This window comes from Cloacibacillus sp., from assembly GCA_036655895.1.
Classification (GTDB): Bacteria; Synergistota; Synergistia; order Synergistales; family Synergistaceae; genus JAVVPF01.
In genome coordinates, this window is the sequence record JAVVPF010000033.1 from 1 (window position 1) to 19,777 (window position 19,777).

15 protein-coding genes are annotated in these 19,777 nt (G+C 55.4%); 7 read left to right on the plus strand and 8 right to left on the minus strand.

The window, feature by feature from the left end; genetic code table 11:
* From RRY12_10335 to RRY12_10355, 5 genes are all read right to left on the minus strand, one after another.
* Nucleotides 1–1,682 (minus strand): MATE family efflux transporter (locus RRY12_10335; protein MEG2185066.1); only part of this gene is annotated, 1,682 nt, incomplete at its 3' end.
* A gap of 239 nt (nt 1,683–1,921) precedes the next feature.
* A complete protein-coding gene (locus RRY12_10340; protein ID MEG2185067.1) occupies nt 1,922–2,758 on the minus strand; it encodes a lytic transglycosylase domain-containing protein in 837 nt (278 codons plus the stop codon).
* A 233-nt stretch (nt 2,759–2,991) separates the two neighbouring features.
* Nucleotides 2,992–3,867 carry a DMT family transporter gene (locus tag RRY12_10345; protein MEG2185068.1) on the minus strand — a complete coding sequence of 292 codons (876 nt, stop codon included), beginning with the start codon at nt 3,865–3,867 and terminating at the stop codon, nt 2,992–2,994.
* On the minus strand, nt 3,852–4,313 hold the full coding sequence (locus tag RRY12_10350) for a YhcH/YjgK/YiaL family protein (protein ID MEG2185069.1): 462 nt from the start codon (nt 4,311–4,313) through the stop codon (nt 3,852–3,854). The genes RRY12_10345 and RRY12_10350 overlap by 16 nt, the downstream gene beginning before the upstream one ends.
* A 60-nt stretch (nt 4,314–4,373) precedes the next feature.
* Nucleotides 4,374–6,317 carry an ATP-binding cassette domain-containing protein gene (locus RRY12_10355; GenBank protein ID MEG2185070.1) on the minus strand — a complete coding sequence of 648 codons (1,944 nt, stop codon included), beginning with the start codon at nt 6,315–6,317 and terminating at the stop codon, nt 4,374–4,376.
* Between the two features lie 264 nt (nt 6,318–6,581).
* On the opposite strand from RRY12_10355, the gene RRY12_10360 reads away from it, so the two are divergent.
* The 6 genes from RRY12_10360 to RRY12_10385 all read left to right on the plus strand — a co-directional run bounded on the left by RRY12_10360 (nt 6,582) and on the right by RRY12_10385 (nt 16,889).
* Nucleotides 6,582–8,717, plus strand: coding sequence for a glutamine synthetase III (locus tag RRY12_10360; protein ID MEG2185071.1), 2,136 nt, complete (start codon nt 6,582–6,584; stop codon nt 8,715–8,717).
* Nucleotides 8,718–9,050: 333 nt separating this feature from the next.
* Entirely contained in the window at nt 9,051–10,538 is a 1,488-nt protein-coding gene (locus RRY12_10365) for an aldehyde dehydrogenase family protein (GenBank protein ID MEG2185072.1), read from the plus strand.
* 367 nt (nt 10,539–10,905) lie between these two features.
* Nucleotides 10,906–12,738 carry a GGDEF domain-containing phosphodiesterase gene (locus RRY12_10370; GenBank protein MEG2185073.1) on the plus strand — a complete coding sequence of 611 codons (1,833 nt, stop codon included), beginning with the start codon at nt 10,906–10,908 and terminating at the stop codon, nt 12,736–12,738.
* Nucleotides 12,716–14,656, plus strand: coding sequence for a diguanylate cyclase (locus tag RRY12_10375; GenBank protein ID MEG2185074.1), 1,941 nt, complete (start codon nt 12,716–12,718; stop codon nt 14,654–14,656). Before RRY12_10370 ends, RRY12_10375 begins: the two co-directional genes overlap by 23 nt.
* Nucleotides 14,657–14,728: 72 nt before the next feature.
* Complete coding sequence (locus RRY12_10380) at nt 14,729–15,970, plus strand: MFS transporter (protein MEG2185075.1); 1,242 nt, start codon at nt 14,729–14,731, stop codon at nt 15,968–15,970.
* Nucleotides 15,971–16,001: 31 nt separating this feature from the next.
* A complete protein-coding gene (locus RRY12_10385; protein ID MEG2185076.1) occupies nt 16,002–16,889 on the plus strand; it encodes a hypothetical protein in 888 nt (295 codons plus the stop codon).
* 26 nt (nt 16,890–16,915) lie between these two features.
* Here RRY12_10385 and RRY12_10390 read toward each other — a convergent pair whose 3' ends face one another.
* Nucleotides 16,916–17,758 carry an amidohydrolase family protein gene (locus tag RRY12_10390; protein MEG2185077.1) on the minus strand — a complete coding sequence of 281 codons (843 nt, stop codon included), beginning with the start codon at nt 17,756–17,758 and terminating at the stop codon, nt 16,916–16,918.
* Nucleotides 17,759–17,944: 186 nt separating this feature from the next.
* On the opposite strand from RRY12_10390, the gene RRY12_10395 reads away from it, so the two are divergent.
* The gene (locus tag RRY12_10395; protein ID MEG2185078.1) at nt 17,945–18,616 is read left to right on the plus strand and encodes a zinc ribbon domain-containing protein; all 672 of its coding nucleotides are present in this window, start codon (nt 17,945–17,947) and stop codon (nt 18,614–18,616) included.
* Between the two features lie 70 nt (nt 18,617–18,686).
* On the opposite strand, the gene rplL is transcribed toward RRY12_10395, so the two are convergent.
* Both rplL and rplJ read right to left on the minus strand, forming a co-directional pair.
* On the minus strand, nt 18,687–19,064 hold the full coding sequence (rplL, locus tag RRY12_10400; GenBank protein ID MEG2185079.1) for a 50S ribosomal protein L7/L12: 378 nt from the start codon (nt 19,062–19,064) through the stop codon (nt 18,687–18,689).
* 66 nt (nt 19,065–19,130) lie between these two features.
* Entirely contained in the window at nt 19,131–19,664 is a 534-nt protein-coding gene (rplJ, locus tag RRY12_10405; protein MEG2185080.1) for a 50S ribosomal protein L10, read from the minus strand.
* Between the last annotated feature and the right edge of the window lie 113 nt (nt 19,665–19,777).

Here is a 19,777-nt window from a genome sequence, read left to right on the forward strand (position 1 = left end):
TTGTAGCCGATTATGGACGCGTGGGTGATGCTGTCGTTTTTGTTTTGCGCCGCGGCAAATTTGGGGCCGTCGTCGCGCAGACGTATGTTTATGCCGCCTTTCCACACGACTGTCATCACATCGACGCTTTTTATGTGCGCGCTGTTTTTTGCAATTATCTGAAGCAGCGCCTCTTCTATCAACGTGCCCGCCTTTTTGGCGGCCTCTGCGCTCGCGCCGCTTTTTTCTATGAACGCCCGTTCTTGTTCCGCAAAGGCTAAAACGTTTTGTTTATCTGGTATCAGTGTATTCTTTTCCACAAAGGCGGGCGCGCGTTCGTGAAGGAGGAAGGCTCCGTGGTAGCTTATCTCGGCTCCTGCGGTCTTTTTTTCTACCCAGCGCGCGTAGCCGTAGATGGAGATAAGCAGCAGCGCGCTTCCAAGCAGCGGGGAGGCCCAGACGCCTATCAGACCGAAAATCATACCGCATAGATAGCGGCACGCAATGTCGGCCAGTTCGGTTCCCGCCGAGATGGCGATGGAGACGGTTTTTCTTCCTGTGGTCTGATAGTAGGTCATTATGATGTGTATCATCACTGTGAAGAGTACGTTCAGGGAGAAGAATCTGAGCGCGGTCACTCCCATGGCCATGACCGCTTTGTCTTTGACGCCAAAGGCCAAAAGCACCTCTTTTGGGAAAAGCTCAAAGAAGAGCACGCAGAGCGCAGTGCCCGCTATGCAGATGAATAGTACGCGCTTTGCGGTCTGTATCATGGACCACCAGTCGCGTTCGCCGTACATTGCCCCAACGAGCGGCACGATGGCCATAGGCGACGCGTAGCGAAATGACGATATAAAGATGGTGCATGAGCTGGCGACTGTGAGCGCCACTATGCCTTTGCTGCCAGCGATGGAAAGCACTATCGCGTTGGATACCAGCGCGTTGAGCGCGCCAAGGCCCTGTCCCAGAGAAGAGGGAAGGCCCGTGAGGAAGATGTCGCCGACTTTTTTGAAGTCTTTGGCTGAAAGCGGCACAAATCTGAGCACTCGTTTTTCGCCGTTTAAAAGATAGCAAAGGGAAAGAAGTGCAAGCCCCGCGGCATAGCCAGTTACCGTTCCCAGAGCCGCGCCGTCGAGTCCCAGTTTCAGGGGTCCCATGTATATCATTTTGGAGACAATGTTGACGATGTTTGAAAAAACGGCGACGAAAGCGGACAGTTTCGGCATCGCATCCGCTTTGACGAAGGGCGTGCAGCTCATGACTCCAATGATTATCGGGGCGCCGAGAAACATTATTCGAATATATCGCGCGACCAGGGGCGTCATTTCGGCGTTCCCCTTGTCTAGGAAGGCAGCCGTCTGCGCGGCAAACAGGCTGCCTAATACGGCGACGGCGGCGCCGGTCAGAAGCGCTGCGGCCATTGTGAGCGTAAATATGGTGTTTGCCCGCGCCGGGTCTCGTTCCCCTTTAGCGGAGGCGACGAGCACTTCTCCGCCTGTGCCCAAAAGCATGTAGATCATATTGAAGAGCATGGTGACGGGCATTGCCATCTGCACAGCACCCATCTCCATCGGGCCGACCATGCGGCCGACGAGCAGGATGTCAAGAAACATCGAGAGGGTGATGGAAATTGTGGCGATAAGGCCGGGAATAAAGAAGGCCCACACGCGTCTGTTTATCCAATCTCCGTTATATTCGTACATTTTGCCACGCCTCCCCGCACCGGCCGTCTTTTGCGCCGCCACGCGCTGCTTTCGTTATTTTTAAAGCATAGCTTAATGAAGGGATAAGGGCCTTCCGTTGATTTGCATATTCTGTGCGGGTGTGCGCTGCGTGGTTTTAAGGATATTTTTCCGGCTGCACGAACGCTGGGCATAAAAATACAGGGAGGGTGTTTGAAGGACCCTCCCTGCTGCGTTAGAGCGAATGTTTCTTTTGGTTTTTAATAGCCCGTTTTTGTTGAATGTTTTTGGAGCATCGCCATGTTGTTGTTGAGTTTTTTGACGTAGTTGTGGGCTATTCCTCCGTAGTAACGGTTGAGCGCTTTTTGCACCGTGCCGTAGGCGCTGATGTAGCGGGAAAGTATGAGCACTCCCGCCTCTACTCCGCGTTCCGGGTCGAACATGTGGTCGCGGGTGGCCGCGATGCCTTTGGCTCGCAGCATTCCGTTGTGTACGCGCCAGACTACCTGCATGACGCCGAGCGCGCCCGCTTTGCTTTGGGCCGCGGGGTTGAAGCGGCTTTCGGTCTTTGCGATGCCGACGGCGAGGTCTGACGGGACGCCGTATTTGACGCTGTAGAATACGAGCGCACAGGCCTCTCTCCATGCCGTTTTATGAGATATTTTGGGGTTTACCTTTCTAATGAAGGCGGCTATGTTTGCCACCTTTTTCTGTTTTCCCGGGGGCAGCGTCTCCAATTTGTTGAGTGTACTTAGCGGATGCTCGTCCTGCCATATCCCTATATGCTCTTCGGTAAGCCCCTGTTTTTTCAGCGCGGTGTAGATGGAGGCGTCGTAAAGCGGCGCCTGCTGCACTTTCTGCGGCTGAGCATTATAGATGACGGCGGTCTTGCTTTCCACCGATGCAACATTCTCTGATAGGACAGTTTCGCTGACTGTTGTGATGACTGTGCCGTCTGAGAGGGTGCTATGTGTTTTCGGCGATGCCGCTGTGCTGCTTATTCCCGCCTTGGGGTGCATTATGACTGAGAATAAGAGCAGGAGCATCACTGCGATTTGCGACAGATGGATACGCCGCTTTTTCGTTATTTTTCGCATATTGTCCTCCTTGCCAGTTTCAAAACGCGGTAGTAATCATCAATATAATAGATATTTTATTTTTGAGTTATCTGCCGCGGGCACTCTTAACGCAGTTTTTATAATAACGGCAACTGTCAAGAAGTCAAGCGTAAAATTTAAAATAAAATGTTTTCAGAGGTTCTGTGTCTATTTTTATTTATAAAATAAGTCTATACTTTGTGATTACAATATAGTTACTTTAACTTATAGCGCTAATTTTGAGCTCCGCCTTTGCAGGCAAGAAGCAGCAGCCCGGCGAAGAGGACGGCTACGCCTACGGAGGCGGTGACGGAGAGCCTTTCTCCAAGCAGCGCGGCGGATAGGAACCACGCGGTGAGCGGCTCTGAGAGGCCCAGCGTGTAGGCGGCGCCAAGCTGTATGTTTTGAATGCCTATGGTGAAGAGGGTGTAGGGGATGATGGTGCTGAAGAAGGTGAGCATGAGCATACAGAACGCGCCGCGCAGTTCTGCCATCCACGCAATCTCTCCCGTCACAAGCCACGGCAGCGCCATAAGGCCGCTTACGGCGCTTACGACCGCTATGACGTCGTACGGGTCTTTATGGATGAAGCGCAGGCCGAGGCCTTCAAGCGCGTATGAGGCGGCGGCGCAGAAGGCGAGGAATACTCCAAGGAAGCTGACGGAGACGGAGCCTTTGCCGCCTCCCAAAACGAGCATGGAGCAGCCCGCGACGGCCATCACCGTGGCGGCGTACCAACGCCAAGGCAGGCGCTCTTTAAAGAAGAAGTATCCGAAGGCGCCGGCTACGGGAGGCGCGGAGCCGATGGCCACCATTGTTCCGACGGAGACGCCGGTGAGGCGCACGGCGGAGAAGAAGGTGAGCTGGTAGGCGGCGAGGCCGAAGGCGGCTATCAAGACGCCTTTTACGCTCCACGCTCCGTCGAAGAGGGAGCGGCGTCTTTTTATGAGCGCGTATATGATGAGGATGAGGCCGGAGAAGACGACGCGCGCTGCGCCTATTGTGAGCGAAGAGGCGTCTTTTGGCGCGAAGGCCTGTATGGTGCCGGTGGTTCCCCAGCAGATGCCGGCGGCCAGGACGCAGAGCGTTCCTTTTAAACGGTTTCCCATGGAAGTTTTATCACTATTTTTTTGACGGAGCAGGGGCCGTTTTCGGTCTGTACTCCGGGGCGGTGCGCGTCCCACGGTGCAAGCAGGACGGCCATGCCGGGCGATAGTTTCAAGTTCTGGCCGCGGCCCTCATAGAAGGTGATGTCTTCCGCTTCGTCGTATGGGCGCGTCAGTGTGAGAGCTTCGGCCGGCGCGTATCCGATAAGTTCCTCTCCGGCAAAAAGCAGCTGGAGGTCCCAGTATTTTTTGTGAGTCTCAAAGGGCACGGCGCCCTCCGGCTGCGTTTCGTATCTCCCAAAACGCAGGTCAAGCGGCGCAAATTCCAGCGCTTCAAGCGCCTCAAAATCAAGTTCGCGCGCGGCCTTTAAAAAATCGGTGAATTGAGCGGCGCACGGCATGAAGTTTGGGATCTCGTTTATAAAGTTGTCGATGGTGTCGTATATCATGGCTTTCCTTCCTTTTCTCGTTCCCCGTTTTCCTGCGGCATTTGGCGTGCGCCGCGGCCCTTATTTTATTTCTTCTATTTTGATGCTGAGTTCTTCCCATTCCGCGTAAAGCTCTTTTAATCGCACCTCGGTCTCTTTCAGCTCTTTCATCAGGGACTGGACCTGCTGCGATTGTGAGAGCACTTGGGGCGAGCAGAGGTCAGCGTTTATTTCGGTTTTGCGCCTTTCCGCCTCGGCTATCTCGCCCTCACAGAGCGGCAGACGGTCCACGAACTGTTTTTTAGCGCGGTAGAGGCGGTTGCGTTCTTCGGCGGCGGCCCTTTTTTGCTCTTTTGTCTTTGAGTCGGGCCTGCCCTCCGCCGGCAGGTCGGCTGTGGTTTTGCCCAGCGCGGGGTCAGCGCCCTTTGCCGCGCGTTTGTTTATAAACCACGAATAGTTGCCGGGATAGTCGTAGAGGGCGCCGTCACGTATTTCGACCACTCGGTCTACAAGGTCGTCTAAAAAGGCGCGGTCGTGCGAGACTATCAGTATGGTGCCGCCGTATTGGAGCAGCGCCTTTTGAAAAAGTTCCTTCGTGGCGTAGTCAAGATGGTTCGTAGGCTCGTCCAGTATGAGAAAGTTGGACTCAGAAAGCAGCATCTTGAGCAGCCCGAGGCGCGATTTTTCGCCGCCGGAGAGCACGGAGACGGGCTTGTATATCTCATCTCCAGAAAAAAGAAATGCTCCCAGCAGGTTGCGTTTGGCCCCTTCCAGCAGTTTTGAACCGGTGTTGTTGACCTCCTGCCATATAGTGCGGCTGTAATCGAGATTTTTTGAGCTTTCCTGCGAGAAGTAGGCTTTCTTGACGTTGAGGCCGAGCGTGGAGGAGCCTTCGGTCGGTTCTTCGCTCTGGTTCAGTAGGCGCATCAGCGTCGATTTTCCCGCGCCGTTCACTCCGACGAGCGCGACGCGCTGGCCGCGCTCTATTACGAGGTCAACGCCGGAAAAGACGGTGTGCGCGCCGTAGCGTTTGGCGAGACCCTCCGCCTTTACCACTTCGCGGCCGCTGCGCGGGCTTTCGGGAAAGCTGAAGCTTACGTTCTTCGAGGGGCCTTCCAGCTCCGTTATCTCCATTTTTTCAAGCTGTTTTAGGCGGCTCTGCACCTGACGCGCCTTTGTCGCCTTATAGCGGAAGCGTTCGACGAAGTGCTGTATCTCGTCTATTTTTTCCTTTTGCTGCTCCCATTCGGCCTCCAGGCGCGCGCGGCGTTCCTCGCGCTCGGTGAGGAATTTCTCATATCCGCAGGAGTAGAGGTTGACGACGCCGCCTGCAAGCTCCGCCACCGTCGTCACCATGTTGTCGAGAAAGCGCCTGTCGTGAGAGACGGCGATTATGGTGCCGCGGTAGTCGCGCAGCCATGATTCAAGCCACTCCATGCTTTCTGTGTCGAGATGGTTGGTCGGCTCGTCAAGCAGCAGGATCTCCGAATGCGACAGAAGCAGCGCGGCAAGCGCTATGCGCATCTTCCACCCGCCGGAGAACTCGGAGGTGAGACGCGCGGCGTCCTCCGCAGGGGAGAAGCCAAGGCCCAGCATCACCTGTTTCGCCTCTATATCAAAGCCGAAGCCGCCCTTTGCCTCAAATTCCCTTTGAAGGCGTTCGTGCTCCGCGAGGAGCTGTTTCAACTCCGGCGCGTCCTGCGACAATTCGGACATGCGGTGCTCGCAGCCGGCAAGCTCTTCGGAAATTTCCGTGAGGCCGGCGCGTTCCTTTAAATAATCAAGAAGCGGCATCTCTTTGACCTCGACGAGGTCCTGCGGCAGATAGCCTATGCCGTGCCCCTTCGGCATCGTAATGGCGCCGTCGTAGTCCGCAGCTCCGGCAATGACGCGTAAAAGCGTCGTTTTGCCCGCTCCGTTCTCCCCGACCAGCCCGATGCGGCTCTTTGGCGTGATGAACCAGTTTATGCCGGAGAGCACCGTCTGCTCCCCGAAGTTTACCTTTAAATCTTTTATCTCTATCATACCGGGATAAATTCCTCCGTTAAAAACAATTTATCTATTATAAGTGCAACAAGCCTCAAAAGAAATATGAGCCGCGCAAGAGGCAACGTCGTGTTTTACGCCTCTCCTTGCGGCCAAACTTTTTCCTAATCAGCCCAACGGCGGCGTTTATGTCATATATCTTTTATATTAAGCATAAAATACCGCTTGATTTTCTGCTTATGTAGATGTATAACAGTGCTATTGAAATTATTGAATCAAATTAAGTCGGGAGGAATGACCGCAATGGCCGAGATAAAAGAATACCCCAAAATGAAGGATATATACGGCTCCCTGGTCTTTGACCAGAAGGAGATGAAGCAGCGTCTTCCCAAGGACGTCTTTGACAACCTCATAGGCGCCATCGAAGGACGGCAGAAGCTTGATTCGAGCATCTCAGACACGGTGGCGCTCGCTATGAAGGACTGGGCCGTAAGCAAGGGCGCAGATCACTGGGCGCATTGGTTCCACCCGCTGACGGAGCTGACGGCGGAAAAGCACACGGCCTTCCTCACCGCCGACGAAAACGGCAACCCGCTCAACTCGTTCCGCGGCAAGGACCTGATGCAGAGCGAACCTGACGCCTCCTCGTTTCCCTCCGGCGGCACGCGCAGCACCTTTGAGGCGCGCGGCTATTCCGCGTGGGACCCGACAAGCCCCGCCTTTATAATCAAGTCGCCCAAGGGCGGCACGCTCTGCATCCCCTCCGTCTTCATCGCCTATGACGGCTCGCCTCTTGACCTGAAGACCTATCTGCTGCGCTCGATGCAGGCCGTCGAAAGCCGCGCCATGAAGATGCTGAAGCTTTTCGGCAACCGCGGCGTCCGCTACGTGCATTCAACGGTCGGAGGCGAGCAGGAGTTTTTCCTGCTTGACCGCCCGCGCGCGCAGCAGCGCCCCGACATCCGCTTCTGCGGCCGAACGCTGGTAGGTTCTCCGCCGCCGCGCGACCAGAAGATGGAAGATCATTATTTCGGCGCCATCCCGACGCGCGTGCTCTCCTATATGGAGGACGTGCAGCGCGACCTTGCGCGTCTCGGCGTGGACCTGGCGACGCGCCACAACGAAAACGCGCGCTGCCAGTTTGAGTTCGCGCCGCAGTTCAACGAGGCGAACCTCGCCTGCGACCAGAACCAACTGATAATGGAGACGATGCGCAAGATGGCGCGTCACCACGAGCTGCGCCTGCTTTTCCATGAAAAGCCTTTCATGGAGATGAACGGAAGCGGCAAGCACATCAACTTTTCGCTGGAGGACAGCGAGGGGCGCAATCTGCTGAAACCTTCGACGAACCACAGAAAGAACGTCATCTTCCTCTCGTTCCTCTCGTCGTTCATACTGGGCTGCGCCGACCATTTCGGCCTGATGCAGGCCTCCGTCGCCACTCCGGGCAACATGTACCGTCTGGGCGGACACGAGGCGCCGCCGTTCATAATCAGCGTCTATCTCGGCGAAGCTGTGGCAGGGATGCTTCACGCCATTGAAGGCGGCGCGGAGAATGAGAGCGTCAAATCCGTAAAGGGAACGCTCGACCTCGGGCTGCCGAAGCTGCCGGACATCGTAGCCTTCGACAGCGATAGAAACCGCACAAGCCCCGTAGCCTTCACCGGCAATAAATTTGAGTTCCGCGCGCCGGGCGCGTCACAGGCTATGGCGGTGCCGGTGATGGCGGTGCTTTCCGTCTGGGCCGCCGGCCTTGAAAAATTCCTCGGCCTTTTTGAGGAACGGATCAACAACGGCGAAGACCCTGTAGACGCCGCGATAAAGACGATACGCCAAGTCTCAGAGATGAGCCGCAACATCCGCTTTGAGGGCGACGCCTACACCGGCGACTGGCACGTTGAGGCGGAGCGCCGCGGCCTTATCAAGGCGCGCACCATCCCGGAAGGCATCGACCTTTTCATGGAGCCGTCGACGCTTGAAATGCTGGAGCAGCTGGGCGTCTTCTCCAAAAAAGAGATGGAGGCCTTCTACACTATAAAACTGGAAAACTTCGTTAAAAACATCGAGATAGAGATGTCCGTTTTGCGCGACATGGTGTGGGAGGGCATCCTTCCCGCCATTTCCAGAGAGCTGATAACGGAAAGCGCGGCGGCGAAAGCGGCGGAGAGCTTCGGCCTTCCCGGTTTTGAACGCTGGCGCGAGATGCTCGTGAAGTTTGCCGAAGCAAAGATAGAGCTTATCGAAAAGACGCAGCGGCTTACGGAGCTGCGCGAAAAAATGGCCGACATGAGCACGCGCGACCATGCGGACGAAATAGTAAAGAGCGTCGTCCCCCTCATGAACGAAATAAGAGCGACCGCCGATTCCATAGAGATCTATTTTTCGGGCGAAAACATGCCCTATCCAAACTACAGGAACCTCCTCTCGCTTTCGGCCTAGGCCCTCTCGTTCCACCGCCCCCGCGCCATAAGGCCGCGGGGGCTTTTTTTGCGCCGCGTGCCTCCGCGCGGCGCAAAAGGCTGCGACCGCCTAGTTGCCGCTAGGCATTTGGCGTGATTTATCAACGCGCCGCGCGCGATAAAATACAGGCGGACGGGCGTCGGGCGCGTAATGTTCATAGTAAATTCTTTATGTTCGCGTAAATTCCGCAAATGCCCTTGAAATATATTTTTTATTATCTACAATAGAAGAAGTCAGAATAATTAAACTCTTTATTTAAAAGAGCGTTGATTATAACCATGCAAAATAAACCATAATAAGGGGGAGATTTTTATGCAGAACGTGGAATTGCAGCCGCAGTATGGACTGTACATCAATGGCAAATGGAGGCCGTCGGGAGACGGGAAGTATTTCAAGGTCCATTGCCCGGCAAACGGCGAACAGCTTGCTGAATGCGCGGAGGCGACACGCGAAGACGTTGACGCGGCGGTGACGGCGGCAAACACGGCGTGGAAGACGTGGAAAAACGTAGATCCGATCGTGCGCGCCGACCTTCTGCTGAAAATAGCCGACGTAATAGACGCGAACAAAGAACACCTCGCCATGGTGGAATCAATGGATAACGGCAAGCCTATACGCGAGACGCTGAACGTGGACGTTCCCTTTTCCGCGGACCATTTCCGCTATTTCGCGGGCGCGATCCGCACCGAAGAGGGGTCGGCCGCGATGCTCGACAAAAACACGATGTCGCTCGTGCTGCGCGAACCGATAGGCGTCGTAGGCCAGATAGTGCCGTGGAACTTCCCGCTTCTTATGTCCGCGTGGAAGCTGGCTCCCGTTCTTGCCTCCGGCTGCTGCACCGTACTCAAACCATCAAGCCTCACGCCGCTTTCTGCGCTTGAGCTGGCGCGCCTCATCGGCCCGCTGCTTCCTCCCGGCGTCTTCAACGTCGTCACGGGCAAAGGCTCGCGCGCGGGACAGTATATGCTGGAACACAACGGCTTCAACAAGCTCGCCTTCACCGGCTCGACCGAGGTGGGCCTGAGCGTCGCGGACGCGGCCTCTCAGCATCTCATTCCCGCTACGCTCGAACTGGGCGGAAAATCCGCGAACATCTTCTTCCCCGACTGCGACTGGGACCTCGCGATGGACGGGCTGCAGCTTGGCATCCTCTTCAATCAGGGGCAGGTCTGCTGCGCCGGCTCCCGCGTCTTCGTACACGAGGATATCTACGATAAATTCATGGAGGACGCAGTGAAGGCCTTCAATAAGATAAAGGTAGGGATGCCGTGGCTGCCGGCAACTCAGATGGGCTGCCAGATAGACAAGAGCCAGGTGAAAAAGATACAGGAGAAGGTCGACGCCGGCGTCAAAGAGGGCGCGGTCGTCGCCTGCGGCGGACACCCGCTCACCGAGGGCGAGTACGCGCACGGCTCCTTCTACGCGCCTACTCTGCTTACGAACGTCACAAACGACATGACTGTGGCACGCGAAGAGATTTTCGGACCCGTCGCCTGCGTCATCAAGTTCAAGACGGAGCAGGAGGTCATTGACATGGCCAACGACAACGACTACGGGCTGGGCGGCGCAGTCTTCACAAAGGACTTAAACCGCGCGATCCGCGTCTGCCGCGGCATCGAGACTGGGCGCATGTGGGTCAACACCTATAACGCGATCCCGGCCGGCGCGCCGTTTGGCGGCTACAAGCAGAGCGGCATAGGCCGTGAGACGCACAAGGTGATACTCGAACATTACACTCAGATGAAAAATATAATGATAAACCTCGCGGAGAAGCCAAGCGGCTTCTACCCGAAGGACTAAACCGAAGCAGAAACACAAACTGACTGTATAACGTAAAAGCGCCCGCGGCTCTCTCTTCTCGCGGGCGCTTTTACGTTATATCGGGCGCTGTACGGTATTTCAAAGACTAATAGATCCTGCTTTGACGCGGCTGCCTTTAAAAATAGATATTGCTTATATTACTGTTTTTATGTTATCTTATACGTGCAAGAACTATTTTTATATTGATTTGTTTTTGATTGGCGACGTTTACTGGCGGATGCTTTTCGTTGTATTTTATTATCACGAAGCCGAGGTCACAGCACTTTGGGCAGAGCGGGACGCGGCGCTCCCGTAATTATTAATTAGAAGAATTAAAACGGCAGGCCTCAATATTGGGAGGATCCTTGTGATAAATAAACGGGTCAAGATTTATATTATTATCGCCGTATGGGCGATCGCGATAGGCGCTTTGGCTTTGAGCTTCGTTCAGATGTGGAGCTACGCCAACATTATCAATAACGCCGGCGTAGTGCGCGGCGGCACCCAAAGAATAGCAAAGCTTGAACTGGCGCGCGCGCCTAACGAGGCGCTGATTTTGCGTGTTGAGACGCTGCTTTCACAGCTGCAGGCGAACGAAAAAACTCGCATGTTCAAGGGGCCTCATACGGAATTTTTTATACAGGACCTAGAGGCGGTACGGCTGAAATGGGAGGCCATGAAGGAAGAGATACGGCTTGTGCGCGGCGGCGGCGACGGAGCCGGCCTCTTTGCCAAAAGCGAGGAGCATTTCGCGCTGGCCGACACGGCTGTTTTTTCCGCGGAAATTCGCGCGGAGAGGGAGCTTCAGTGGAGCATCGCCGTCATTTTGGCGCTTTTTGTGCTGGCCTCGGTCTTTATGGTGCTCTTTGAGTTCCAGAGCGATAAAAATTTAAAGCGCGTCTTTTATACGGACCCGCTGACAAAGCACGACAACAATATGGCCTTTATAGAAAAGGCTGCGGCGCTGCTCAAAAACGCACGCCCGGGCGCCTATCTTCTTCTTTATACCAATGTGAACAATTTCAAATTCGTCAACCAGTCTTACGGGCATGAGGCGGGAGACCGGCTCGTCCAACGGCTCTCAGCGGCGCTTGAGGAGGCTTGCCGTCAAGGGGAGCTTTTCGCTCACACGACGGTAGACCACTTCGTGCTGCTGCTGCAAAACAGCGACGGCGCGGCCGCCCGTATCGCCGCGGCGCTTTTGAGCGCGCTTGAGGCGGACACCGAGATCCATTCCTCCGGCGTCATTTCGTGCAGCTGCGGAGCGTATAAAATAACGGACGGACGCGAGCCGGTCCCCTCGATGATAAGCAAGGCGACGCTTGCGCTCTCGCAGGGGCGCCAGTGTCACGGCATCTCCTTTTACGACGACGACCTGCTGAAAAAACTGACGCGCGAGACGCTGCTTGAGCAGCACATGCACAGCGGCGTCGAGCGTGGGGAGTATCAGATCTATTTGCAGCCCAAGGCGGAGCTTGCCACGGGAAAGATAATCGGAGCCGAGGTACTTTGCCGCTGGATATCACCGGAGCTGGGCTTTCTTCCGCCAGACGAGTTCATTCCTCTTTTTGAGAAAAACGGGTTCATCGTAGTGCTTGATTTTTATATGCTGGAACAGGTCTGTCAAAGATTCACGGAGGCGCTTTGCGACGAGGAGGGCGCCCTTATCCCGGTCTCCATCAATTTTTCAAGGGTGACGCTGCTCCAGGACGATTTCGTCGAACGCTTCACCGCTGTGGTCGCAAAACACAAGATACCGCGCTGGGCGCTTGAGATCGAGGTGACGGAAAGCGCCTTCATCATGGAGGAAGAGACGGTCATCGAAATGCTGGAGACGCTGAAGGCCCAAGGCTTCAAGGTCGTAATGGACGACTTCGGCCTCGGCTATTCCTCCTTGAACCTGCTGCGCAGGCTGCCCATCGACGTATTGAAGATAGACAAAGGTTTTTTGAACGAGGGCGCAGAATCGGAGCGCGTGCGCGACATCATCGCCTGCATCGTGCAGATGACGCAGAAGCTCAATATACAGGTGGTCTGCGAGGGCGTGGAGACGATGGAGCAGGTGGAGCTGCTGCGGCAGATAGGATGCGAAATAGGCCAGGGCTATTATTACTCAAAGCCGATTCCGGTCGATGAGTTCCATAAAAAATACCGCACAAGAACAGGAGGGCGCGCAAGTGAAGAAGGACGCAACGCCTGAGAAGAATAGACGCGGCCTTACGGCGGCGGTGCTGGCTTTAGCGCTTTTTTTGATGTTCGCCGCGCTGTACGCCTTTTCCAGCGTCATCAACCGCAGCCAGGCGTCGCTTGGTCGCGAGCGGCTGCGGGAGCTGACCGCGCAGAGCACCTCCTACGTGCACATGGTGGTGGAGCGCGAAATAGAGACGATGAAATCGGTTGCGCAGAGGCTTGCGCTGGTGGACGACATCCACTCCGAGGAGGCGCTCGCGCTGCTGAAGATGCTCGCGGTCGACTCCGACTTCGACCGCCTCGCGCTGGATTTTGAGACCGGAGAGAGCCATACAAGCGACGGCTACACTGTTGATGTGAGCGACCTCGCCTACGTCAAGGAGATCCACAAGGGCAAAACGATAATAACAGACCTCATCGCGGCAAAAATAGACGGACGTCTCACCGTTTCCATCATCGCGCCGATCATAAAGAACGGCCGTGTGCTCGGCGCCGCGCGCGGCACGATCTACAGTGAAAATTACGGAAAGGTCTTGAACGTCGACGTCTTCGGCGGAGAAGGGTATTTCCATCTGCTAAACGGCAAGGGAGAATATCTGGCGGTCTCAGGCAGCAAAAACGCAATGCTGATGGACGAAAATTACTTCGACGCTCTGTCAAAACTGACCTACGACAATGGCTACAGCGCGCAGCAGATAAAAGACGACATCAAGCGCGGCGCGTCGGGCACTACCGCCTATTCCTACGAGGGAAAGGCGCGGTACGCGGAATATATGCCCGTGGGCGTCTCGGACTGGTATATGCTCGTCATGGCGCCCAAAGAGGTCATAGACGCTCCCGCGGACGCGATCCAGCGCGACCTATATATCTTCGCCGTCATATTTTCGGCCATTTTCCTAGCCCTCTTTGCCTTTTTCATCGGGGCGATGAAACGCTCCGCCGACAGGATAAAAAAAATGAACGACGAGCTGCTGGCGGACGAGAACCGTTATCTTGTGCTGCTTGAACACAGCGACAAGGTCATCTTTGAGTTTTCGTTTGCCACACGTTCCATCGACTACAGCGATAAGTTTATTGAGGTCTTCGGCTATGAGCCGACGACGGAAGGTCTGCCCGACAGCATTATAAACAATAAGGACGTCTATCCCGACGACGCCGAAAAAATAAGCTGCGTCTTTGAGCGGGTGGAAAACGGCGCGCCGAGCAGTAGCACGGAGCTGCGCATCAGGAGCGCAAACGGCGGCTACATCTGGTGCTATATGATGCTGGCCACCATTTTCAGTGAAAACGGCATCCCCATCCGCGCGCTCGGCATGATGGAAAACATCGACCTGCAAAAACGCAAGGAGCAGGCGCTCATTACAAAGGCGGAAAAGGACGAGCTGACCGGCCTCTACAACAAGGCTACGACGGAACGGCTGATCCGCGAGTTCCTGCGCGAGACGGACACGACGACGATGCACGCGCTGCTCATCATCGACATCGACGACTTCAAGCTCGTAAACGACAGGCTTGGGCACATGTACGGCGACGTGGTGCTTGCGACGCTTGCGCAGTGCCTCACGCCCATTTTCAGGGGGAACGACGTCATAGGAAGAATAGGCGGCGACGAGTTCTTTGTATTCATGAAAAACATCAACACGGAGAGCGTCGCAGTCGCGAAGGCTGAGACGATATGCAGCCTGTTTCGCAGAAATTATTGCGAAAATAACGCGAGCTGCCGAATTTCCGCAAGCATCGGCATCGCCATTTTCCCGTCGCACGGCATAGGCTTTGAGGCGCTCTACAAAAACGCCGATTCCGCGCTTTACGTGGCGAAGGCGGGAGGCAAGGACAGCTGCAAGGTCTACGACCCAAACATACACGCGAACTACACCTCAAGCCGGACGGAGATAGAAACGTCGGAGATGCCGAGGCATGAACTGTAAATATTAGGTAACCCTGTCGTTCTTTTCGGCGTTATAATACATGAAAAGAAACGGCGGTGGATTTGTTTGTCTGTGACCGGAGGAGCCGCTTCCGTGGTGAACAGCCTCTTTTCATCGCTGAAGCACAAAAATTTCAGAATATTTTGGACGGGCCAGTGCATTTCGCTGATGGGAACGTGGATGCAGCGCACGGCGCTCGTCTGGATGGTCTACACGATAACGGACTCTCCGTTTAAGGTGGGGCTTGTCGGCGTCGCTCAGTTTCTTCCGATGCTCCTGTTCACGCTCTTCGCCGGAGCCGTGGTTGACCGCTTTTCAAAACGAAAACTGCTGATAGCGACACAGTCGCTGCTTATGCTGCAGGCGCTTGCCCTTGCGCTGCTTGCCTTTTTCAACGCGGAACAATACTGGCTATTGCTTGCGCTCTGCGCGCTACTTGGACTGACTACTACGATAGACATGCCGGCGCGCCTTTCGTTTTTCATGGACCTCGTCGGCAAAGAGGACATCATGAACGCCGTCTCGCTGAACTCCAGCATCGTCAATCTGGCGCGCATAATAGGTCCCGCCGCGGCGGGCGCGGTGATGGCGGCCGGAGGCGCGGCGTTGTGCTTTTTCATCAACGCGGTGAGCTTCCTCGCAGTCATATACAGCCTGACGCGCATCAACACGAAAGAACGAAAAGCCGAACCAAAAAAGCAGAGCGTCACTAAAGAGGTCTTTGAGGGTCTGCGTTATATAAAAGAAAGCAGCGTACTGCTCGTAACCGTCATCTTTCTCGCCGTCTTCTGCACCTTCGCGATGAACAACGACGTCATAATCCCCGTCTTTGCGAAGACGGTCTTGGGCATGGGCGCGGAGGCCTACACGCGGCTGCTCTCCGCCGCGGGCGCCGGTTCACTTTTGGGGGCCATGACGATGGCGGCGCTTGCAAAGCACGGCGTGAAAAAATGGCTGCTGCCCACCTCCGCCGCCGCAGGGACGCTCATCCTCCTTTCTATGCTTTTTTGCCGCTGGTACACGCCCTCTCTGATAATGACCGCGCTGCTTGGCTTCTTCAATCTGGTGTTTCTGAACTGCGGCAACTCAATCTTCCAGATATATACACCGGAAAAATACAGGGGGCGCGTCATGAGCGTCTACTCAATGATAACTGTGGGCGCAACGCCGATAGGTAATTTTTTCGCCGGCTCCGTCATGCAGGCCTTCGGCGGCTGGGCCGGGTGGCCCGTCTGCGGCGCGGGCTGCGCGCTTTCTTTGTGGCTGCTTTTGAGAAAGAAGTTCGAGATAGTCAAAGAATGGTACAAACAATGAACATTACAGGTAAAAATAGGGAGGGAACGCTGTGAAGGATAAGGACATCCGCGCCGTCGTCAAAAATTATATTTGCGGGATGCTTGACTCGCCGCTCAACAGCCTTGGAGAAAAAAACCACACGCCCATATACGAGAACGTGCTGCTTGGCGCAGCAAGCGGCGCCGACAGCCTCTTTGAAAGCTTTAGCGCGCCTGATGCCTGCGGGGCGCAGCACTGCACGCCGCTTGCGCTTTTTCGCCGCGCGATGCCCAAGACGAGCTGCCGCGCGCAGGACCTCTCCGTCATCTGCTGGGTGCTGCCGCAGAGCGCCGAAACGCGCCGCGAAAACCGCGCTCAGAGCGAGCTGCCCGCGCCGCGCTGGGGCCTTGCGAAGCTGCAGGGCGAAGAATTTTATATAAAGATGGGGCGCGCCTTAGAGCAGCGTCTCAACTCAGGCGGCATTCCGGCCTTTTTTCCAATGGGACACCCTGAGATCGTGAAACGTTTTTCCGACGACAGGCTCTTTTTATCGAGCTTCTGGTCGGAGCGCCACGCCTGTTTTGCGGCGGGACTTGGCACCTTCGGCCTCTGCGACGGCCTCATCACGCCGGCCGGAAAGGCCCACCGCTGCGGCTCCATCATTGTAAAGGCGCGCGTGACGCCCACGCCGCGAACCTATTTAGGCCTGCACGACTACTGCCCCTACTTCACAAACAAAAGCTGCGGCACGTGCGCCAAACGCTGCCCCGTAGAGGCAATATCAGAATCCGGCCACAACAAAGAAAAATGTCATACCTTCCTTCACGGCGAGGCGGCCGCACTGTTTCACGCAAACGGTTTTGACGTAAGCGCCTGCGGCCTCTGCCAAACGGGAGTGCCCTGCGAGGATCGCATACCGGGGGGCGCTTTCTGTTCCGTTGTGCGGGACTTTATCTAAGCGCGCAAACGGCAAAGCCGCCGCCTCTATCTCCCGCGGTAAAGCCGGCTTGCGCAGCCTTCAAGCAGCGTGTTTTGCTGTTCGTTTGAAAGCGCGCTTTCGTCAAGCAGCTTTTTATATCGCGAAAAGGAAAGTATAGGCCAGTCGGAGCCGAACATTACCTTATCTCCCGCGCCTATTGCAAAAATCGCATTGATCACCTTCGCGTCATAAAGCCACGGCCACGCGGCGGTGTCGTAGCTTGCGTTTTGAAGCAGCAGACGCATCTCGGGCATCGACTCAAATGCCCAGAGTCCGCCTCCAAAGTGCGCGAAGGTGACCGCGGCCTGCGGGAAGTTGCGGCAGAAGGCCGCCGCCTCGCGCGCGCCGTAGGCGCCCTTGCCAGGATACTGATGCCCAGCCTGCTCCGCCGTGTGTATCATCAGGCGCTTGCCGCGTTCAACGCAGAGTCCGCATATTTGACGAAGCGCCGCCTCGTCTTGCAGGTCAAAGCGCTGTCCGTCGGGGAAAAGTTCGCCAAGCCCGACCGCCCCCAAATCAAAGGCGCGCTCCGCCTCACGGGCCGCTCCAGGCCGCGTCGGAGAAACGACGGCAAGCGGGATGACGCGCCCCGGAAAGCGCCTTGCCGCCTCCAGCACGTAATCGTTCATCTCGCGGCAAAGCCCCTGATCCAAAAAAGCGAACGAGGTGACGCAGGATGAAGATATGCCCGCCTCGTCCATCGCCTCGACAAGCTGCTCCGCCGTTCCCCATTTATGTACGCGGGAGGCGGAGAGCAAATCAAACCACGGTTCCCGCGCAGCTATCGCCTCACGCCTGTCTTCCAAAAACGAAGGATATATATGCACATGAGAATCAATTATCTTCATTTTAAACAACTCCTTCAGCAGACTCCATGCTCTATATTAGACCTCTCTTTTATTCAAAATGCAAATGTGACATAGGAATGGGTTTAAGCCCTCCTCTGTAGACAGAAGCGCCTACTTGTCTTAAAATCAGGAAAATACTCCAGACCAGCACGACTACAATTTATATAAAGGCGGTGCCATAAGAGCATGTTAAAGGCGTTTACGAGAAATTATGAAGATAATTCTACAGAGGCCGGATTTCAGTTCACCTTCTACTGCGATATCTGCAACGACGGTTTTAAATCTTCCTTTATCGCCTCGGAGAGCGGTAAAAAAGGCTCTTTCCTGCGCAGCGTGGGAGAGGGCGCGGGGCTGCTTGGCAATCTTTTCGGCGGCTCGGTCCAAGACCTTGGATGGAACATGAGCCGTGGCGCTGACATCCTTTCGCAGAAATTTACCGGCATGAGCGCCGAATGGCAAAAAGAACACGAAGCCGCCTTTGACGCCGCGCAGCTAGAGGCGCAGGCCCATTTCCACCGCTGTCACGGCTGCCATAAATGGATATGTTCCGCGGACTTCAACGAGGACGAAGGGCTTTGCACCGAATGCGCCCCTCGAGAAAAGACCGCGGTAGCCAAGGCAAGAGCCGAGGCGCTGAGAAACAACTTAGCCGAAGCTGCCGCCAGCGCGACAGTATGGACCGGCAAACTGGAAAGCCAGACGATCACCTGCCCGTCATGCGGCAAGCCGGCGGGAAACGGCAAATTCTGCACTGAATGCGGCGCGGACCTTTCTATGAAGAAATGCCAAAAATGCGGCGCGATGCTTGCCAAAGGAACAAAATTTTGCGGAGAGTGCGGCGCGAAGCTGGAAGGCTGAGATAACGGCCACGGAGCATGAAAAAAGGCGTCCCCTGCGGGACGCCTCGTTTTTTCTTTTTTGGAAAAAGTTACTTCAGTTCGACCTTTGCGCCGGCTTCTTCGAGCTTCTTCTTCATCTCTTCGGCTTCGTCCTTGGCAACGGCTTCTTTGATTGTCTTGGGGGCGCCGTCGACCATGTCCTTGGCTTCCTTCAGGCCGAGACCTGTAAGTTCGCGGACGACTTTGATGACGGAGATCTTGTTTGCGCCGTGGTCGGTGAGGACTACGTCAAACTCTGTCTTCTCTTCTTCTGCGGGAGCTGCCGCTGCGCCGGCTGCGGGAGCCGCCATCATCATTGCGGGAGCTGCTGCTGATACGCCGAATTTCTCTTCGAGATCCTTCACGAGCTCTGAAAGCTCAAGTACGGACATTTCGCTGATTGCCTGGATAAGTTCTTCACGTGTCATTGTATTTTTCCTCCTGAGGATAAACAGTTTTAGTTTTTTTGTTATGCGGCTAGGCCGCGCGCAGCGTTATGCCGCGGATTCTTTTTGATCTTTGATCTTGGAGAGGACTGTGACAAAATCCCTCTGCGGTGCGGAAAGCACTGTGACAAGTCCGCGGAGCGGAGCTGCCAGCGTTCCCACCACCTGGGCAAGAAGCTGTTCTCTTGAGGGCAGGTCCGCAAGTGCGAATACCTGTTCCTTCGTGAGGACCTTCTGTCCGCCAAGAATGGCGCCTTTGATTACGAGGGCTTCGTTGCCCTTTTCTTTTGCAAAGTCGCGTATGGCTTTCGCTACGGCGGCTGCGTCTCCATAGGAGAGTACATATCCGTTGGGTCCGAAGTCGATGTCAGAAGCCTGTGTGATTCCAGTCTCCTGCATTGCAATGCGCATGAGGGTATTTTTGCAGACCTTCATCTCACCGCCGGCCTGGCGGATGAGTTTGCGCACGGCGCTGATTTTTTTGACTGTCAGTCCGCGGTATTCTGTAATGAATACTGCGTCGCTCCTTTTCAGAGCCTCTGCCAGCATGTCAATATTTTCACGTTTTGCTTGTGTCGGCATTTTTCGATTTCACCTCCTGATTAAAAGTTAGTCGGAATGCCGAATATAAAAAACGGCCTCCGAGCTCAAGTGGAGTCCGGAAGCCATAAAACGTCAGATGACATGTTTACCCT

Coding starts and splice junctions, on each gene's coding strand:
- RRY12_10345 (MEG2185068.1), bottom strand. CDS start 3,867: ATGGGAAACCGTTTAAAAGGAACGCTCTGCGTCCTGGCCGCCGGCATC.
- RRY12_10340 (MEG2185067.1), bottom strand. CDS start 2,758: ATGCGAAAAATAACGAAAAAGCGGCGTATCCATCTGTCGCAAATCGCA.
- rplJ (MEG2185080.1), bottom strand. CDS start 19,664: ATGCCGACACAAGCAAAACGTGAAAATATTGACATGCTGGCAGAGGCT.
- RRY12_10390 (MEG2185077.1), bottom strand. CDS start 17,758: ATGAAGATAATTGATTCTCATGTGCATATATATCCTTCGTTTTTGGAA.
- RRY12_10360 (MEG2185071.1), top strand. CDS start 6,582: ATGGCCGAGATAAAAGAATACCCCAAAATGAAGGATATATACGGCTCC.
- RRY12_10350 (MEG2185069.1), bottom strand. CDS start 4,313: ATGATATACGACACCATCGACAACTTTATAAACGAGATCCCAAACTTC.
- RRY12_10395 (MEG2185078.1), top strand. CDS start 17,945: ATGTTAAAGGCGTTTACGAGAAATTATGAAGATAATTCTACAGAGGCC.
- RRY12_10355 (MEG2185070.1), bottom strand. CDS start 6,317: ATGATAGAGATAAAAGATTTAAAGGTAAACTTCGGGGAGCAGACGGTG.
- rplL (MEG2185079.1), bottom strand. CDS start 19,064: ATGACACGTGAAGAACTTATCCAGGCAATCAGCGAAATGTCCGTACTT.
- RRY12_10365 (MEG2185072.1), top strand. CDS start 9,051: ATGCAGAACGTGGAATTGCAGCCGCAGTATGGACTGTACATCAATGGC.